Source organism: Opitutus sp. ER46 (genome assembly GCF_003054705.1).
In the GTDB taxonomy this organism is placed as follows: domain Bacteria; phylum Verrucomicrobiota; class Verrucomicrobiia; order Opitutales; family Opitutaceae; genus ER46.
On sequence record NZ_QAYX01000022.1, the window covers coordinates 118,286 to 136,436 of the forward strand.

The following is an 18,151-nucleotide window of genomic DNA, read 5'->3' on the forward strand; positions in this document are numbered from 1 at the left end:
TCCTTCCATGAAACCAAACCTCCGTTTCCTCCTGCCCGTGTTTTCCTCCCTGGCACTGACGTCTCTCGCGGGCGCGGCAAGCTCGCCCGCCGCGGCCGAACCGGTTCCCGCCCCCGACCCACAGGAGCGGCGTACCTTCACCGCCACCATGCAGGCCAGCGGCCCCGACGGCCACACGGTGCGCACGATCATTGGCCCCGTGAAGGGCACCACGCGCACGTATCAGGTCGATCGGGTCATCGGGCACGCCATCGAGAAGGAGAAGGCGGCCTTCCTTGGCGTGGAGGTAATCCTGGCGTCCGAGACGCTCGCCGCCCAGCTTGGCCTGGCGCGGGGCACGGGGCTGGTGGTGCGCGACGTGGTGACCGATTCCCCGGCGCGCGCGGTGCTGCAGGAACACGACATCCTGCTGAAGCTCGATGACCAGATCCTGGTCGACGCCCACCAGCTCGGCGTACTGATCCGCCAACACAAGGAGGGCGACGAAGTGACGGTCACCTACCTGCGCGCGGGCAAGCCGGCCACGGCGAAGCTGAAGCTGGTCATCCGGGATCTGCCCAAGTTGACCCGCGCGGACGAGGACATGCTCTACCGGCTGGACGGAAAGGGAATCTCCGCCCAGGCATTGCGCACCGGCACGCCCGGCCTGCGCGTAAGCGCCCTGACGTTTCCCGCCATGCCCGGCGAAGCCGGTCGGATCCAGATCGAAAAGCGTGGTGCCGGATTTCGGATGAACCGCTTCGACACGGGCAACAGCAGCCTCGTTTACAGCGACGAAACGGGGGCGATCGAGCTCACGGCCAAGGACGGCGTGAAGACGGTCGTGGCGAAGGACGCGAAGGGCCAGCAGACCTTCTCGGGCCCGGCCACGACGGATGAGGAGCGCAAGGCGCTGCCGGCAGAAGTCCGTGCCAAGCTCGAAAAGCTTGAGTCGATGCAGGAGATTACCTTCGAGCCGGCGGATGGCATCGAACACCTCGAAGGCGCCGTCGGCCAGCCGGGCGGGAAGTCGGTACGCGTGGAGCGCCAGCCGCATCACCCGGGAGTGTATTGATCAGATTGCCGGCCGGTCGCGCCTTGGGGGTGCAAGCGGACTGTCCGTGAGCGGCGGGGTGGCGTCGTTTGGCGCCCTGGCGGAAATGGCGTCACCGCCCCTCCCGCCTATGCGCAACTCACCCCGTCGGCTTGGCTTCCTCCTCCGTCTCGGCGCGTTCGGCCTCATTGGCCTGCCCGCCACCTACGCCGCCGCTAGCTCACCCGCGGCGGCGGCCCTGTCGGGTGCGACCGTACTGTCGACTTTCGACCAGGGGGAACTCGCGGTCTTCGAACGCAAGGCAAGCCTGGCGAAGCGGCTCGGCGCGACCCACGTGCCGCTCACCGACGGGCTGCCGACCGCCCGCTGGCAGTTCGTTCCGGCCGATGACCCGTACCCGGGTTGGTTCATTCAGCGTCCCGACTTTCTGAAGCTGTTTCCGCCGGCCGAAGTCGCGCCGTATGTGGATCAAGACTACGCGCGACGCATCTGCACCATTCTGGGCGAGCGCGCGCGGATCCTGCGGCAACTCGGGCTCAAGGCGCACTGGGGCTCCAACCTGCCGCAGGTGATGCCGGAGGCGTTCTTCACGGCGTATCCTCACCTCCGCGGTCCGCGCGTGGACCAGCCGAACCGCTCGCGCGTGGCGCGTTTCTCCATGTGCGTGGACCAGCCCGAGACGCTGCGGCTGTATGCCACGGCGATGAAAAGCCTGCTGGCGCTCTGCCCGGAGCTCGAATCGTTCAGTTTCCTCACCCAGGACTCTGGTTCCGGCTTTTGCTGGGTGCCGGCGTTGTACCCGGGGCTCAATGGTCACAGTGACTGCCGCGCCCGCCCGATGTCCGAGCGCATTTCCTCGTTCCTGATCACGCTGCAGACCGCCGCGCGCGAAGTGGGACATGAGGTCCAGATCAACCTGAACCCGATCGAGCCGCGGCAGTGGATGATTCCGTCATTCGGACCGGAGCAGCTCGACGCGATCGCGCATCGGCTGCCGCGCGGCATCGCGGTGCAGGGGAGGGAAGGACCGGACGGTCGCCCCTATCGGTACCTGGGCTCGAGCGACGCGTACGCGCATGGCTCGTTTTACCCCGTCGTCGGGCTGGCGGTGCCTGACCTGCGCTGGCTGCGAACCGGGCGGACTGCGCCGATCAAGGCGGAGGCGGGGATGCCGGCGCGCCGGCTGATCAGCCTGCGTCCGGACGAGGCGACGATGGCGTTTTCGGCCCAGCTCTATGAGGCGACGCGGGCGACGATCGATGGCTCGGTCGCGGAACGGCTGGGCGCGTTGCGGAATTTTGCGGCGACCGTCGCGGGCGAGGTGGGTGCCGACGACCTGCTGCAAATCTGGCTGCTGCTCGATGACGCCGAGCGGCGGCTCGAGGCGCTGAACTTTGGCGACATGCTCCAGTTCGGGCACGTGCTGAACCGGTGGGTGAACCGCCCGATGGTGCCGTTCCCGGCGGAGCTCTCCGCCGAGGACAAGGCGTACTACCGCCGCTTCCTGTTTCAGGCCAAAGGCGAGGAGCAGGCGGACAACCTGGCGGACATCCAGGCCATGCGGATGTACGAGGGCTTCGGCGCGCGACTGCTGTTCCAGCGCGTGATCGAGACCGTGGTGCCGACGGTGGAGGACGCGCAGGCGCGCGCCGAACGTCTGGCCCGCGGAGCACCCGACGCCGAGGCGCGGCAACGGTGGAAGCTGCTCGGCAAGCGGCTCGAGGTGATGGTCTGTCTCCTGCATTCGGCCGACCACATGGTGGCCTACCAGGCGCAGCTCGATCGCGTGAAAGCGCTTGGCGTCGAGCCCGAGCCGAATCCGCCGCTGGGCGCGGAGTCCAGTTGGGACCGCACTGATCTGGTCCGCCTGGCTCGCGAGGAGATCGACACGACCGTGCGATTGAAGCGCCTGCTCGAGAGCACGTCGGAACCACTGCTCGACCTGGCGTCGGTGCCGGAGGAGGAAACCATCATGCGGCTCGGTCCGACTCTGGCCGCCCAACTGCAGCGGAAGATCGACCTCATGAACGCGCACTGGATGGACTACGACCGCTTGTTCACGAAGCCGAATCCCTGAGGAGCGGAGGCTGAAAGCTGAAGACTGAAGGCTGAATCGGTCGGCGGTCGGCGGCGCGGAGCGTCACGTTCCAAAGCGCCAGGCAAGGATGCGTGACTTCTTCTGGCCCTGCGTGAGCTCGATCGTGCGGACGTCGGCTGGCGGCACGCGCGCGAGGGCGCGGCGGAGGGGAGGGAGGCTTTCGCGTTTCGATACGAGCGTTGTGAACCACCGGCACTGCGTCCGGAACTGAACACTCTCGGCGATCATGCGCAGGACAAAGCCAACCTCGCCGCCGGCGCACCATAGCTCGTGGCTCTGGCCGCCGAAGTTGAGCACGCGCTCGGGCGTGCGCTCGCCGGTCAGGTTGCGCAGCTTGCGCAGCGTGCCGGCGGCGGCTGCGGCGGCAGAGGTGTGAAACGGTGGGTTGCAGATGCAGGCGGCAAAGGAATCGCCCGGGCGAACGACGCCGCGAAAAATCTGCTGCGGGTCGGGTTGCCGCCGCAGCTCGATGCGAGGACCGAGCGTGCGATTACCGACGACGATCCGGCGTGCAGCCTCGAGCGCGACGGGATCGATGTCGGTGCCGACGAAGCGCCAGCCATAGCTTGCGACTCCGATGATCGGATACACGACACTCGCGCCTACGCCGACATCCAGGATCGACACCCCGGGCTGCGGCGGGGCGGCGGAGGGCTCAGGCGCTGCCTCGGCCAGGAGGTCGGCGAGATGATGAAGGTAGTCGGCGCGGCCCGGAATCGGCGGACAGAGATAGCCGCGAGGGAGCGCCCAGAACTTGATTCCGTAGTGGAGGCGCAGGAGAGCCTGATTGAGGGCGAGGACGGCCGCCGGGTTGGCAAAATCGATCGTGGGTTCGCCCCGCGGGCTGGAGTGGACGAAGCCCGTGAGCGCGGGCACGGCCTGGACGAGGGCGGCAAAGTCGTAGCGGCCGGCGTGCGGGTTGCGTGGATGCAGGCCGGCAGCTGGGCGGGCGTTGGCGGAAGTGCGGTTCAAGGCGCCCGAGCGTGGAGGATTCGCGCCGAAGTTCACCGCCAAAGTTTCGGATGGCGGTGGGTTGAGGCGCGGAGGGAAGCTCCGAAAGCGGTGCAGGAGACGGTTGCCGGAAAGGCAGCTCTCTCAGCGATGCGTGACGCCGCGGCGGGTGGGAATCCGGCCGAGGAGGGCAAAAAGCTGGGCGCGGTCGATGGGCTTTGCGAGGAAGTCGACGAAGCCGAGGCGCTCGCATTCAGCGCGAAGATCGTCGGCGGCATGGGCGGAGACGGCGATGAGCACGCAGTCCGGGGAGCACACTTCCTGGGGGCGGGTGGCAATGGCGGCCACGAGGGCATCGCCGCTTTGCCCAGGCATCTCGAGGTCGACGAGCGCAACGTCGAACTCCTCGTGCTGCATGGCCGCGAAGGCGTCGGGGACGGAGCCCGCGGTCACGACGGTGCTCGATGGCTCGAGGCAGGCGCGCAGCACCTCCTGGTTGGCGACGTTGTCGTCGACGACGAGCACACGCAGGCGCGGCAGCACCGGCTGTGCGGTGGATGGCAAATGGGGTCCCGGCGCGGCGCGCTCGACGGTGGCGGTGAAAAAGAACTCAGCTCCCGCGCCGGCCTCACTCTGGACCTGGAGTTCACCGCCGAGCAGGCTAACCAGACGGCGGCTGATGACGAGACCGAGGCCCGTGCCGGCGGCGGCGGGCTGGTCGGGACCGCTGATTTGGACGTAAGGTTGAAAGAGCAGCTTCTGCTGCTCGCGATTGAGCCCGGGCCCCTGGTCGATCACCGCGAAGCGCAGTCGGAGTTCCGTCGCGTTCTCCACGGCGGCGGTGATGCGGAGCCGCACCACGCCCGGCGGGGAAAACTTGAGCGCGTTGGCAATCAGGTTGGAGAGCACCTGCTGGAGGCGCGGCGCGTCGAGCTTGAGCCAGAGCGGAAGCAGCAGCGGGGTCTCAAGGCGGAGCGCGACCTGCTTCTGCTTCGCCTGCGCGCTGAACAGCCCGAACAGCTCGGAGACCAGCGCTCCGAGTTCGACGGGTTCGGGGCGGAGCTCGAGTTTCCCGGCTTCGATGCGCGAAAGATCGAGCAGGTCGTTCACGATGCCGAGCATCCGAATCGCCGCCCGGTGCACAGTTTGGAGGCGTTGAGCGTGCGGCCCGGGTGGCATCTCGGCAACCAAGCTCTCGGTGAGTCCGATCAGCGCGTTGAGCGGCGTGCGGATCTCGTGTCCGGTCATGGCGACAAATTCGGACTTCGAGTGATTGGCCGCCTCGGCGCGCTGCTGCGCTGCCTGCAATTCGCGGGTGCGCTCGACGACGCGGGCGTCGAGCACGGCATTGGCGCGGACGAGCGCGGCGTGGCCCTCGCTGACGCGACCGGCGAGGCAGTTGAACGCGGCGAAAACCATGGCGACCTCGCGCGGGACCTCCTGGACGGGCGCCGGCATGGCGGTGACTTCGCCGCTTTCCGCCTGGTCGACGGCATCGAGGGCGAAGCGCTCGAGGGGCGCGGCGAGGCGGTGGCTGGCGAGGGCGGCGACCCAGACCGAACCGCCGATCAAGAGCGGCACGAGGGCGGTGAGGATGTAATATATCCAGAGGACGTCGCCGAGCACCGCGGCGACCGGGCGAAAGGCGATGACCTTGATACCGAAATCGAAGGTCTGGGCGTAGACCAGGGCCTGCGTGGGGCGGTCGCCAGCCGCGGCGGTGGCGATTTCAAGGATGCTGAAAGCCCGGCCGCGGGCCGAGCCCAGCGGCGAGTGGCGGACGTTCTCGAGTGATTCGACGCCTGCGGCGGAGTCGGCGGCGATGACGCGCCCGGTGGCGTCGACCAGGACCACGGTGACATCGTGGCCGACGTCGGCCTGGCGGGTGGACGTGGCGAAGCGATGAACCTCCAGGGAGCCCTCGACGATGCCGGCGAACGCGCCGTTGGGGGTGCGCCAAGGCGCGCTGAGCGCGACCAGGATGTCGCGGCCAAAGCCGCGGCCCCGAAAGACGCCGGAGGTGTAGGGTTCGGACCGGGCCTGCGGAACAGCGAAGTAGTCCCGGTCGGCTACGCTGGCCCCGTGAAGCTCCGGACGCAGCGGGGCGGTTTCGATGAGGTGACCTTCGGCGTTGGTCACGAGCATCGTGACAAAGTCGGGATGGGCACGGAGCGATTCCTGGATGATAACGCCGGGCTGGCTGGCGCCGCGCGTGAGTGTGGCGGCAGCGGCGACCACGGCGGCGCGGTGCAGGCGCAGGTGTTGCTCGAGGGATTCGCCGACGGCGTTGACGGCGTCTTGCAGCCGGGCCTCGTTGGTGCGCCGGGTCACGTGGCGCAGGAGCAGCGAGCCGCCGAGGGCCATGAAGACGGCGGGCCCCGCGGCGAGCAGGAAGGCCCAGCTGAACATGAGTTGGCGAAGCCCGCGCGGAGCCGGGCGCGCCGGCAGACCGAGCCAGCGTCCGATGGGCATCGAGCGGCAAACCGCTTCGGCGAACAAGACGATGCTCACCGAGATGAGCACGTGGTCGAAGACGATGACTGCGGACTGCGCGGACGGGCAGCCCGTCACGCGGGTCAGCCAGGCAAAGGCGAGCGGGAGGCCGCAGAACGCCCAGAACAGGACATCGGCAAGCGCGGCGCTGCGCAGGCGGTGGCCAACGCCACTCAGCCAGGCCGCTTCGAGCGTGACGATCGGAAGGAGGATCGCGGTCTCGGGTGCGGGAGCGAAGACGGTGGGAAGTTGCGCGACCAGCGCAGCGAGGGCTGCCCACGGCGGCGGGAGGAGCAAGACCAGCGGCGTGGTGAGGAGCAGGCCGAGCTGGAGTCCCAGCCCGAATGACAGGTCGAGCGGGGAGGCGTTGAGCGCGGTCGCGAGGGCGACGAGCCCGACGACGCGCGAGGCACGGACGGCAAGCGTGCGCGTGGGAGTCATGCGGTGGGCGAGGCGGCGGCGGGTGACGGGGCCTCGGCGGGGCGCGCGCCGCTGAACTGGACCAAGAAGCGCGCGCCCTGGTCGGGCTGGCTCTCCGCCCACATGCGGCCGCCGTGGGCGTGGACGAGGCGGCCGATCAGGGAAAGGCCGAGGCCGACGCCGTCGCCGGTGGGCGCCCGACCCAGTTGTGAGAAGGCGCGGAAAAGGCGTTCGCCCTGTTCGGCGGAGAAGCCGACGCCGTTGTCCTGCACGTAGAAGACCGGCGGCGCTTCGCCGAGCAGGGCGCCGATCTCGATGCAGGGTGTCGTTCGGCCGGCGGAAAATTTCACCGCGTTGGTGAGCAGGTTGTAGAACACGCGCTCGAGCAGCACGGCGCTGGCGGCCACGGGCGGGAGGTCGCGCACGGTGAACTCGGCGGTGACCTGCGGAAACACCATGCGCACGTGCGACCACACTCGCTGGATGACGGGCTTCGGATCGATCAATTCGGCGGCTTCGCCGGTGTCGCCCTCATGCTCGTCCCGGGCGAGTTGGAGGATGTTCTGCACGAGGTCCTGCATCATGAGCGTGGCCTGGTGCGCGCCGTCCACGAGTTGCCGCGAATCCTCCGGCAAATTGGCTTCCCGGAGCAGCGAGAGGTACCCCTTCACGACGGTGAGCGGCGAACGAAGGTCGTGGGTGACGAAGTTGGCGTACGACAGCAGCATTGCGTTGGCATCGCGGAGCTGGCGGGTGCGCTCATGCACCTGGCGCTCGAGCTCGGCGTTCATGCGCTCGCGGGCCTCGGCGATGGCGCGAAACCGGTTGAGCGAAACGATGGTGCTGACGCGCGCACGCATCTCGTCGCGTGAGCAGGGCTTGGTGACGAAATCATCGGCCCCGGCCTGCAATCCCTCGAGGCGAGAGGCGGAGTCGTGCAGGGCCGTGACCATGATGATCGGCACCCGACCGAATTCAGGATCCGCGCGGAGTTGGCGGCAGACGGTGTAGCCGTCCATCTCGGGCATCATGACGTCGAGGAGGATGAGGTCCGGCGAGACGGCGCGGGTCTGCGCGAGGGCTTCCCGGCCGTTGCGGGCGACGTGGACCTCGTAGTCGTCGCGAATCAGGAACGACTCGAAGGTCAGGATGTTCAGCTCCTCGTCGTCGACGATCAGGATCTTGGGCTTCATTGAGGGGAGAAGGGAGGTTGGGAGGCGCTGGGTTGCGCCGGCAGCGTGAGGGAGAAGGTGCTGCCGCGGCCGGGCGTGCTCTCCACCGCGACGGTGCCGTCATGCAGGCGCACATAGTGGTCGACGAGCACGAGGCCGAGGCCGGTGCCGCCGAACCGACGCGAGAGCGAGGCATCGACCTGGGTGAAAGGTTGGAACAGCAAGTGGAGTTTCTCCCGGGGAATGCCGATGCCCGTGTCGGCGACGGTGATGACGACGCCGCCGGCCGCCGTGGCGCGGGCGGCAACGTCGACGCGACCACCGCTGGCGGTGAACTTGATCGCGTTGTGCAGGAGCTTGAGGACGGCCTGGCTGAGCAGGCGCTCGTCGACGTGCGCGAAAAGCGGTGGCGTGGGACGCTGGACGGAGACGGTCAGGCCCTTGGCGTTGAGATCGGCGCGGAGGCTGTCGGCGGCGGCGGCGCACACGCTGCCGATCTCGACCAGGGTGCGGTTGGGCTTGAGCCGGCCGGCGCCGATGCGGGCAAAGTCGAGCACGTCGTTGATTCTTTGATACAGCTGTTGGCCGGCGGTGCGGATGAGGTCGAGGAAGCGCCGGGTGCGGGCGGGATCGGCGTCAAGGGACGTCTCGACGAGGAGCGACTCCGAGAGGCCGAGCACCGCGTTGAGCGGGGTCCGGAGCTCGTGGCTCATGGCCGCGAGAAACTCGTTGCGGGCGCGGCTGGCGGCTTCGACCTCGGTCTTGGCGGCGCGGAGGGCGGATTCGGCCGCCTTGAGCGCGGAGATATCGACGATGGTACCGACGAGTCCGGCCTGGGGATGGACGGAACGGTCGGGGATGCGGGCGCTGACCTGGACCCAGCGGATCGTGCCGTCGGCGCGGAGAAACTGGACCTCGCAGCGGTGTTCAGGGCGGGTACCGCGGAGCAACTCGAGCAAGGCGGTGCGGTGGGTGCGGCGGTCGGCGGGCACGGCGAAAGATCCGCAGAAACGCTGCAGGGCGGTCTGAGGGTCTTCGCCGGTGAGGTTCCGCCAGGCGGCATTGAGATAGGTGAAATTGCCGCGGTGGTCCGTGCGGAAGACGACCTCGTTGAGATCGTCGAGAAGCGTGTTGTAGCGGGCTTCGATCAGCGCCTGGCGCCGGCAGTGGTCGCAGCGGTCGAGAGCGGCGCCAATAAGGCGGGCGCAGCGGCGCAGCGTCGCAAGGGCCTGGTCCGACCAGGAGGTCGCGGCGTGGTCGGTGAGAACGAGCACGCCCCAAAGCGCCGCGCGGCGGTGAATCGGCAGCACCGTGAGGCGGGACGGGGGCTGAGGCGAAGGCCGGGCGGGTTCGGAGGTGGTGGTAGCGGGCGGAGCGTCGGAGAATGGTGCGCCGGTGGCGGCGACGATGGCTTCGCCGCGGCTCAGGCGATCTACCCAATCGAAAGCCAGGACGGTTCGGCGCGACGGCCAGGCAGGCTGGGGCGTTGGCGTTGTGGTGGTGACGGGAGGCCAGGCCACGATGTGGACGACCTGCCAGTCGCTGGTCGTTTTGGGGGACAACGTGCAGATTTGGGCGGCGGTGGCCTGGGCGGCGGGAGCGAGAATTGCCAGGAGGTCGGAAAACCCATGCGGCGGGAGAAACCGGCGGACGACATGCTCGGCAAGTTCAGTGGCGGCCAGAAGCAATTCGGGCAGGTGCGGTTCGCGGATGGAAGGCGCGGGGAGCTGGGCCGCGGGGGCTGGCGGAGAAGCTGCTGATGCGGACATCATGCGGAGCAGCCCAAGAATGTGGCGTCACGGCGGTCGATGTGGCAGGGCGTTTCCGGTCGGCCGGGTGCGGTCGGCGAAAAGAGCGCAGCAGAAAGCATTAAGCAGCATACGGATTCCGTGGGAGCTGCTAAATGCGTACTTTCTGCCAATGCGGGCGTAGTTAGCCGCATCGAGGGAGAGGTGCTGCCAAATGCAATCGCGCGGATCCGAAGTCGCGGTGGTTTTGAAAGACTCTGGAGCAGGCTGAGATCCATCGCCATGGCGCAGGAACGGGAGCACGTGCGTTAGAAGCTGGGCCGGCACAATGGCCATTATGTAAAGTAAAAGTATGGCTAACTTCTGCCTTCCCGACTCGGTCTGCTCCCCTGGTTGCGAGATTCGGTCCGCAGGTGTCCCGATCGAAGGGCGACGAACTTCTCCCGCTGATCCCCGGCTGTGGCTCGATCGGTTTGGGAAAGTGGCGCGCGCTTTGAGTCCAAACTCACGAATTTGTGGTCAATCCACGGTGCTACTCTCCTGCCAGGCGCGGGTGGCGCTGCCCCGCCGCGCATTCTTCTCAGGAATCCGATTGCCGACAAAGCGAATGAACGCGCACAGCAGCGCGAGTGGCATGGTCTTCTCGCCCGCGGCTGCCACCAGATCTTAACCATCGCGACACTCCCGGCGCTTGACTCAACCGAGGGCGGCCCCGTACGCCAAGACCGTGCGGCAAGAACATGCTGCATAAATATACCACGAACCCCCTCCTCATGAAAACCTCCGGTCTCTTGGCGCTTGCGGCCGCCGTCCTCTCCCTCCCCGTCGTGAACTTCGCCGCGCCCGCCGGCAAACCCTACAACGTCACGGACCATATTCCGTTCGAGCAGATCGTCGTCCAAGGCCACCGCGGCGTGGGCGAACTTGCCGAGGAGAACACCATCGAGGCGTTCGAGATGGCATGGGGCATGGGCATCTACCCGGAATCCGACCTGCGGATGACGAAGGACGGCGTGATCGTGCCCTTTCACGATAATGATTTCCGCCGGGTGGTGAAGGACGCGCCGCCGGAGCTGGCGCGCAAAGGCGTCAAGGATCTCACTTTCGCTGAGCTTTCCGAACTCGATGTGGGTTCCTGGAAGGGCGAGCAGTACAAGGGGCGCCGGGTGATCCCGATGTCGGCCGTCTTCGAGCGCATGCGCGGGCGGCCAGAACGGCACCTCTACATGGACGTGAAGAAGATCGATTTCGCGAAGCTCGCGGCCGAGATCCACAAGTACGGGATCGAAAAGCAGGTCATCCTTGCCTCCCGCCTTCCCGACGAGCTGCGCCAGTGGAAGAAGCTGGTGCCTGAGTCTGGCACGCTGCTCTGGGTGCACGGCACGGAGAAGGAGATTCGCCGCGACTTCGCGGCGTACCGGAAAACTGGGTTCGAGGGGTTCACCCAGGTGCAGATCCACGTCTTCCCCAAGGTTTCCGATAACAACTACGCCACTCGCGTGGACGAGAGTTCGTCCGACAATCCCTTCCGCCTGCGCAATGACTTTCTGCGGGAGATTGGCGAGGAACTCCGCCAGCACGGCGTGATCTTCCAGGCGTTCCCCTACACGACCGATCCGACCGCCTACGGCCAACTGCTCGACCTGGGCGTGATGTCGTTCGCGACGGACCATCCCGACGTGACGATGCGCGAACTCAAGGCGTACTACGCGAAGCGCGCGGCGGCGCGCCAGTAATCTCCGGCCGCGTCGGCCGGCCAGTTTCATCCGTCGCTTCTGCACGGCGGGAACCTCCCGGGTTCCCGCCGTTGCCATTCTTGGGGGTCGACGCAAACGGGCTTGGAAAGCTCGTTTGCGGGGATCCGACCTCCGCTCGTTTCCGCTTCGGCATGGGTATTTCCCCTTAACGTTTGGGCCGGCTGGTCGATAACGGGAGTTGCCTCGCGACCTGCAGATTTGGTCGACCGGCCTTCCTCCTTCGGGACTTCAGCCCGAAAGACAAAGGAGCAGCGCGTGGCACCTCCATGCCGACGCGCGCCCTTGCGCGCCGGTTCCACTGGAATTTCCCGACACCTCCTCCGCCGCTTCTCCGCGCCGGTCCGGGACGTTCCATGCCCGTCGCACTCCGCGTCGGGCACTCAAACAGTCAAACCCTATGAATACCTGGACCGTCGGAAAACGTATCACGGTTGGCTATGCCACCGTCCTGCTCGTCACCCTAGCCATTGGACTTTTCGCCGCTTCGCGGCTCACCGTCATCGGTGACCACGCGGGCACGCTTACGCGAGACGCGATGCCGCAAGTGATCGCCTTGGGGCAGATTCAAACCAACACCGTCCTCGCAAACGCGTACTTGCTGCGGCACATCCTCCTCGCCGAGGCGAGCCAGCTCAAGGACCTCGACGAAGCCGTCACCACCCTCGCGGCGGCCAACGACAAGTTGTACCAGGTTGCCCAGGACGGGGCCCGCACACCCGAAGCAAAGGCGGCGATGGCCAAGGTCATGGCGGCGCGCGACCTCTATCTGAAACAACGGGCCGCGGCGTTTGCGCTGAGCCGGGGCGGCCAGAAAACAGAGGCCTTCGTCGCGTATGAAAAACAGGTCGGACCCGATTTCCGCGCGCTCAATGCCGCGCTGCAGGAATCGGTGAACCATTATCGCGACGAGGGCGGACGGGCGGGCAACGGCATCACCGGTGCGATCGTTGCCTCAAAGCGCTTTATCTTCATCGGCATTGTCGCGGCGCTGCTGCTCGCCTCCGGCATCGGATACCTGATCGTCCGGGCCACGAACCGCATCCTGGTGGTCACCTCCGAGTCGCTCGATGAAGGGGCGGCACACGTGACGGCCGCGGCGGGCCAAGTCTCGGCCGCGAGCCAGATGCTCGCGGAAGGATCGAGCGAACAGGCTGCAAGTCTCGAGGAAACCAGCTCCTCGCTCGAGGAGATGGCTTCGATGACGAAGCGAAATGCGGACAACGCCAACCATGCGAAGGAGCTCTCCGGGCAGACCCGGCAGGCGGCCGATACGGGAACGGCGGACATGGACGAAATGAAGGCCGCCATGAGCGCGATCCAAGAGTCGTCGACCGGCGTCTCGAAGATCATCAAGACGATCGACGAGATCGCCTTCCAGACGAACATCCTTGCGCTGAATGCCGCGGTCGAGGCCGCGCGGGCCGGCGAAGCCGGCATGGGCTTCGCGGTGGTCGCCGACGAAGTGCGCAATCTCGCCCAGCGCTCCGCGCAATCCGCCAAGGAGACGACGGCGAAGATCGAAGATGCGGTGGCCAAGGCCGAACGCGGTGTCGCCATTTCCGCCCGCGTCGCCAAGTCCCTGGCCGAGATCGCGGAGAAGACCCAAAAGGTCGACGCTATCGTCGGGGAGATCGCGACCGCCTCGAATGAACAGAGCCAAGGGATCGACCAGCTCAACACCGCCGTGGGCCAGATGGACCAGGTCACGCAGTCCAATGCGAGCAACGCCGAGGAGACTGCGTCGGCCGCCGAGGAGTTGAACGGCCAGGCGCTTTCGCTGCAGGACGCGGTGGTGGAACTGAAGAAACTCGTTGGCGGCAATGCCGGCGCAGGCCGTTCCGCCGCGGTGCGCACGGAGCGCGGGCGGCCGGCGCGCGCCCCGCAGAAACTGGCGCGAGTCGTGAAGACGCCGGCCAAAGAGGCCGTGATTCCCTCCGAGAGCACGCCGCCTGGCACGAATGGCGCAGCGCCCCGCAACGGCGCGATCAAGATTGCCTCGCCGGAGCTAAACTTCCGCGACGTCTGAAGTCGGTTGGGCCCGCTGCCGTCGCCAAGGGCGGCAGCGGCTGGGCGGTTGCGGGACTCGTGAACGCGGTGCCTGACTGTCCAGCGAAGTATGGCCGAACGGCCGAGCCGCCGCTTCGTCCTGCTGGTGGACATTCGGCACCTCGATTCCATCTTCATCAGTCCCCTTCCCCCCGCATGAAATTGGTCTCCCCTCTCCTCCTCCTTGGCGTCGCGGTGGTCGGTACGGCCGCGGCGCAGCCCGCCGCTTCCGTTGCGCCGACGGTGCCGGCGCTCCGACGCTTCGAGCCCGCCTACCCCGTGCGTTATGCCCCCATGCCAGTGCCGGAGATTCGGCAGGTCATGGAGCGGGTTCATGGTTACCTCGATGGCGTCACTCCGGCGCAACTGATCGACGCGAAGACCCGTCAGCCGGTCGACCTCGCGGCGGCGAATCCGAACGCGGTGATCGCACCGGGCGACTTCCTGCTGGTGACTTACGAATGGGGCGTAACCTACGCCGGTATGCTGCTGGCAAGTGAGGTGACCGCCGACGGACGCTATGCCGACTATGCCGCCACCCGCTTGAAGTTCATTGCGGATGCGGCCCCGCGGTTTCGGGCGCAGTTGGCCGCCTTGCCGGAAAACGCCCGGGAGCGCATGCGCGTGCCGTTTCGCTCGGTCAATGCGCCGCACACGCTGGACGATTCGGGCGCAATGGCGGCCGCCTTCATTAAGGCCGCCCGCGCGGGACACCACCCCGAGGCCTTTCGCCCGGTCATCGACAATTACCTGAAATGGATCAGCCGCGGGCAGCAGCGCCTCGCCGATGGGACGCTCGCGCGCAATCGTCCCCTGCCCAACTCACTCTGGCTCGACGATCTCTACATGAGCGTGCCAGCCCTCGCGCAGATGGGAGCGCTCACGGGCGACCGCGCCTATTTCGACGATGCGGCGCGCCAGTTGATTCAGTTTCACCGGCGAATGTTCGTGCCGGAGAAGGGGCTTTTCATGCATGGCTGGGTAGAGGCCATGGACCCGCATCCCGCATTCCACTGGGGCCGGGCCAACGGCTGGGCCGTGATGGCGGCGGTCGAATTGCTCAGCGTGATGCCTGACGACCACCCGCAGCACGCCGCCGTGCTCGCGATCTTCCGGGCGCATGCCCGCGGTCTCGCCGCGTGCCAGGGTGGTGACGGCCTCTGGCACCAGTTGCTGGACCGGCCCGATTCCTATCCCGAGAGCTCGGCGTCCGCGATGTTCGTGTATGCGCTCGCCCGCGGCATCAATCGCGGCTGGCTCCAGCCGCTCGTCTACGGTCCCTGTGTTTCCTTGGGCTGGAATGCCGTGGCGAAGACGGTGAACGTGAAAGGCCAGGTCGAGCAGACCTGCGTGGGCACGGGCATGGGCTTCGAGCCGACATTCTACTACTACCGGCCCACCTCGGTGTATGCGGCTCATGGTTACGGCCCCGTCCTCCTGGCCGGCGCCGAGATGATCACGCTTCTTCAGGGCCAGGGCGCCGACGCCAACGTCCATGATGGCGCCATTCAATTCAGCCGCGCCGCAGCCTGGCGCTAAGCCGCTCCGACCGGTCCTCATCAACCTCGTCCAGCCTATGCACTCCTCCCGAGTTCTTTCCTGCCTACTCGCCCTCGCGGTGGTGCAGGCATTCTGCGGCACGGCCGCGGCCCAGATGGGCCGGCGCTTCCCTTCGGAGAAGAAGGTCATCCCGGATCCCGTGACCGGCGTGCCGCTCACGTTCCTGACCAGCGCGCCGGCGGGCGACTCAAAGATCTACCCGACGCATCCTCAGTGGACGGCGGACGGGCAGTGGCTGATCTTTCGCTCAAACCGGGCCGCCGGACAGGCGTTCGCGGTCAACGAGCAGACCGGGGACATTGTCCAGGTGACGGAGACCGGCTACACCGGCGCCCTTGCCGTCGGTCAGAAGTCCATGCGGCTCTTCCTCACTCGCCCGGCGGATCACGTGGCGCGCATGGCGCTGCCTGAGGCAGACCGCCGCAAGCCGTCCAAGGAACCCTTGGAGGTCGTGGCGATCGATCTGGCGCGACTCTTTGCGGACAGCGCGGCCGGCAAGATGCAGGCGGCGGCGGCGTACGAGCAGGTGTTCGGCACCATCCCCACCGACATCGGTGGCGGGGGTGAACTCGCGATCGATGAGAACGAGAAAATCGCGTACTTCCGCATGCTGCGGGAAGCGGCGGCCAAGTATCTGCCGGCCGGGACGAAGCTCGAGGCGAACTATGGCCCGCGGAACATGGGGGCAGGCCCGGCGGGCGTCGCGATGATGAATCTCGAGACCGGTGAGGTGAAACCGGTGGTGGCGGTGCCGTTCCAGGTCGGCCACATCCAGTCGAATCCCTGGACCTCCGGCGAGGTCGTCTTCTGCTGGGAGACCGGCGGCAAGGCGCCGCAGCGCACGTGGACGGTGAAGTCCGACGGCACCGGGCTGCGTCCGCTGTACCGGGAAGCCAGTTACGACTGGGTGACGCATGAGGCCGTCATCGGACCGGATGAGGTGGCGATCGCCATCCTTGGCCACCGGCCCGCCGATCTCGTCGATGCCTGGGGGCAGTGTGGCAGCCGGGCGCATCCCACCGGGCTCGGGATCGTGAATCTCCGGACGGGGCACATCATCATTGCCGGCCAGACCAAGCATGGCAGCGGCTTCTGGCATGTGCATGGCTCGGCGGATGGCCGCTGGGCGGTGGGCGACGACTTCGCGCGGAACCTGTACCTGATCGATCGACGCACCAACGAGATGATTCTCCTGACGGCGGGACACAAGGAGACGGCGGCGGACCATGTCCATCCGACCTTCAGTCCCGATGGCACGCGCATCGAGATCCAGTCGGCGATGCTGTCAGCCGACAACCGTTCGATGAATATCTGCGTCGTGCCGGTGCCCAAGGCGTGGTTGGCGCGGAAGTACGATAGCAAGGTTCACCCGGAGTAAGGGCAAGCGTATCCATCCAGATCCGACGGGCGCCTCGCGGGGCGCCCGTTTTCATTCCGGCTGGGGTGATGGGGCTGCCATTCCCGGTTCCCGGTCAAGAACCGCGGTGCTGGAATCGTTGCCTCTCCAGGCGATGCAGAGGCCGAAATTCGACTAGCCGCTCGTCTACGAGATTGAAGGACAGTCGAGACGGCCCTCGCCTCAGCGGGCGGGTCCCCAGTGGCTCGTGAACGGGTAGTAGACGAACAGCGGGCGACCCACGACGTCCTTCGCCGGGACGAAACCCCAGAAGCGGCCATCGAGGCTGTTGTACGAGTTGTCGCCAAGCGCGAAGAACTTCTCTTCGGGAACCGTCAGGACCTCGCCGGTGCTCAGGAGACCGGAGTTGGCGTAGCCACGATAGCGGCCCTCGCGACGGTTGTTGGCGCGGAACGCATCGGAACCGGAGATCGGCTCGCCATTGCGGTAAAGCATCGGGCTGCGGATCTCGAGCTTGTCGCCCGGCCCGCCGACGAGCCGCTTGATGTAGTACTGCTCGACCTGGTTGCCCGCCTGGTCCCGCATGTGCGGGCTGTCGATGTGGTCCGTGCGGAAGACGAAGCCCTGCCCCACCTTTGGGCGCGCGAAATGGTACGTGACCCGGTCGACGAAAAGCTGGTCGCCGGTGATGATATCGAACGCGAGAAACGGCTCGCCCTTCACCGCCTTCAGGTCGACCGGGATTTCGCGCACCGCGCCCAGGCCAACACTCGGTGCCATGGCGCGCCAGGCAAGCTGGGCGGCATCGATGCCGGTGGCATCGTGGAAGGCTTGGTCAAAGTCGAAGTCCAGCGGCACCCGCAGCTGCACCGGGTGGCCGTTCACGAAGAACGTGTACTCACGGACCGTGGTCGGGATCACGAGCCACTTCCGCCCCGGTTTTGCTTCAAAGTAGATGCGTCCATCGCCGGCGCGGACGGGGATCGTGACCGGGCCGGTGTCGGGGGCCACCATTTCGCGGCGCTGGGCGCCGAACGCCAGGAAGCGGCCGACGCGCCCGAGGGCGCCGGGGCGTTCCGCCGGATTCCGCCAGACCTCGGCCGTCATGCCATTGTAGGTCGGCCACATCGAGTTCGTCGGGATCTTGAACGGCTGCACGAAGTACGTGCGGATGCCGAGGATCACCAACGCGGCCACGAGGAAGAATTCGACGTTCTCGACCAAGGCGGTCTTGGGGTAGATCGCGCCGCCGGTGCGCCGCAGCACTTCCTCCAGCCGCTCGATCGCCAGCTTCAGACGCTCAGCTCCGGCCTTCTCCTTGAGGAGTGCCTGGAGGCCGGCAATCTGGCCCTGGAGTTCGGCAACCTGGGCGGCCGGCAGGACGTCGCGGCGGAAGTGATACACCTTTTCCGCGAGCTCGAGCCAGTTGGCCGCGTTCTCGCGCATCTTTTTCTCCTGAGACTTGAGGAAGCCGAACATCGGAAGTGGGGAGTGAAGAGAGGTGGTGACCGAGCGC

Annotated in this window: 11 protein-coding genes; 6 read left to right on the forward strand and 5 right to left on the reverse strand. The window is 67.0% G+C overall.

Annotation, left to right across the window (positions count from 1 at the left end):
- Positions 1 to 7 precede the first annotated feature (7 nt).
- Complete coding sequence (locus tag DB354_RS11010) at positions 8 to 1,054, forward strand: PDZ domain-containing protein (RefSeq protein ID WP_107835682.1); 1,047 nt, start codon at positions 8 to 10, stop codon at positions 1,052 to 1,054.
- Between the two features lie 109 nt (positions 1,055 to 1,163).
- Positions 1,164 to 3,110, forward strand: a complete 1,947-nt coding sequence (locus tag DB354_RS11015; protein ID WP_107835683.1) for a hypothetical protein — start codon at positions 1,164 to 1,166, stop codon at positions 3,108 to 3,110.
- A gap of 63 nt (positions 3,111 to 3,173) precedes the next feature.
- On the opposite strand, the gene rlmF is transcribed toward DB354_RS11015, so the two are convergent.
- The 4 genes from rlmF to DB354_RS11035 all read right to left on the reverse strand — a co-directional run bounded on the left by rlmF (position 3,174) and on the right by DB354_RS11035 (position 9,939).
- Positions 3,174 to 4,103, reverse strand: coding sequence for a 23S rRNA (adenine(1618)-N(6))-methyltransferase RlmF (gene rlmF, locus DB354_RS11020; protein WP_107836042.1), 930 nt, complete (start codon positions 4,101 to 4,103; stop codon positions 3,174 to 3,176).
- Positions 4,104 to 4,226: 123 nt separating this feature from the next.
- A complete protein-coding gene (locus DB354_RS11025) occupies positions 4,227 to 7,016 on the reverse strand; it encodes an ATP-binding protein (protein WP_107835684.1) in 2,790 nt (929 codons plus the stop codon).
- Positions 7,013 to 8,188, reverse strand: coding sequence for a response regulator (locus DB354_RS11030; protein ID WP_107835685.1), 1,176 nt, complete (start codon positions 8,186 to 8,188; stop codon positions 7,013 to 7,015). The genes DB354_RS11025 and DB354_RS11030 overlap by 4 nt, the downstream gene beginning before the upstream one ends.
- Positions 8,185 to 9,939 (reverse strand): PAS domain-containing sensor histidine kinase, encoded by a 1,755-nt coding sequence (locus tag DB354_RS11035; protein ID WP_107835686.1) that lies wholly within the window; start codon positions 9,937 to 9,939, stop codon positions 8,185 to 8,187. The genes DB354_RS11030 and DB354_RS11035 overlap by 4 nt, the downstream gene beginning before the upstream one ends.
- A 749-nt stretch (positions 9,940 to 10,688) precedes the next feature.
- Between DB354_RS11035 and DB354_RS11040 the strand changes: the two genes are divergently transcribed.
- The 4 genes from DB354_RS11040 (at position 10,689) to DB354_RS11055 (ending at position 16,656) form a co-directional block, all read left to right on the forward strand.
- Positions 10,689 to 11,651 carry a glycerophosphodiester phosphodiesterase family protein gene (locus DB354_RS11040; RefSeq protein ID WP_158277488.1) on the forward strand — a complete coding sequence of 321 codons (963 nt, stop codon included), beginning with the start codon at positions 10,689 to 10,691 and terminating at the stop codon, positions 11,649 to 11,651.
- 418 nt (positions 11,652 to 12,069) lie between these two features.
- Complete coding sequence (locus DB354_RS22920) at positions 12,070 to 13,698, forward strand: methyl-accepting chemotaxis protein (protein ID WP_107835688.1); 1,629 nt, start codon at positions 12,070 to 12,072, stop codon at positions 13,696 to 13,698.
- A 176-nt stretch (positions 13,699 to 13,874) separates the two neighbouring features.
- Positions 13,875 to 15,257, forward strand: coding sequence for a glycoside hydrolase family 88 protein (locus tag DB354_RS11050; protein ID WP_107835689.1), 1,383 nt, complete (start codon positions 13,875 to 13,877; stop codon positions 15,255 to 15,257).
- A 37-nt stretch (positions 15,258 to 15,294) separates the two neighbouring features.
- On the forward strand, positions 15,295 to 16,656 hold the full coding sequence (locus DB354_RS11055) for a PD40 domain-containing protein (RefSeq protein ID WP_107836043.1): 1,362 nt from the start codon (positions 15,295 to 15,297) through the stop codon (positions 16,654 to 16,656).
- 201 nt (positions 16,657 to 16,857) lie between these two features.
- Here the strand turns inward: DB354_RS11055 and lepB are convergent, their stop codons facing one another.
- Positions 16,858 to 18,114, reverse strand: a complete 1,257-nt coding sequence (gene lepB / locus DB354_RS11060; RefSeq protein WP_107835690.1) for a signal peptidase I — start codon at positions 18,112 to 18,114, stop codon at positions 16,858 to 16,860.
- Positions 18,115 to 18,151: the final 37 nt, after the last annotated feature.

Coding starts and splice junctions, on each gene's coding strand:
- DB354_RS11050 (WP_107835689.1), top strand. CDS start 13,875: ATGAAATTGGTCTCCCCTCTCCTCCTCCTTGGCGTCGCGGTGGTCGGT.
- DB354_RS11030 (WP_107835685.1), bottom strand. CDS start 8,188: ATGAAGCCCAAGATCCTGATCGTCGACGACGAGGAGCTGAACATCCTG.
- DB354_RS11040 (WP_158277488.1), top strand. CDS start 10,689: ATGAAAACCTCCGGTCTCTTGGCGCTTGCGGCCGCCGTCCTCTCCCTC.
- DB354_RS11015 (WP_107835683.1), top strand. CDS start 1,164: ATGCGCAACTCACCCCGTCGGCTTGGCTTCCTCCTCCGTCTCGGCGCG.
- DB354_RS11010 (WP_107835682.1), top strand. CDS start 8: ATGAAACCAAACCTCCGTTTCCTCCTGCCCGTGTTTTCCTCCCTGGCA.
- DB354_RS22920 (WP_107835688.1), top strand. CDS start 12,070: ATGAATACCTGGACCGTCGGAAAACGTATCACGGTTGGCTATGCCACC.
- DB354_RS11055 (WP_107836043.1), top strand. CDS start 15,295: ATGCACTCCTCCCGAGTTCTTTCCTGCCTACTCGCCCTCGCGGTGGTG.
- DB354_RS11035 (WP_107835686.1), bottom strand. CDS start 9,939: ATGATGTCCGCATCAGCAGCTTCTCCGCCAGCCCCCGCGGCCCAGCTC.
- lepB (WP_107835690.1), bottom strand. CDS start 18,114: ATGTTCGGCTTCCTCAAGTCTCAGGAGAAAAAGATGCGCGAGAACGCG.
- DB354_RS11025 (WP_107835684.1), bottom strand. CDS start 7,016: ATGACTCCCACGCGCACGCTTGCCGTCCGTGCCTCGCGCGTCGTCGGG.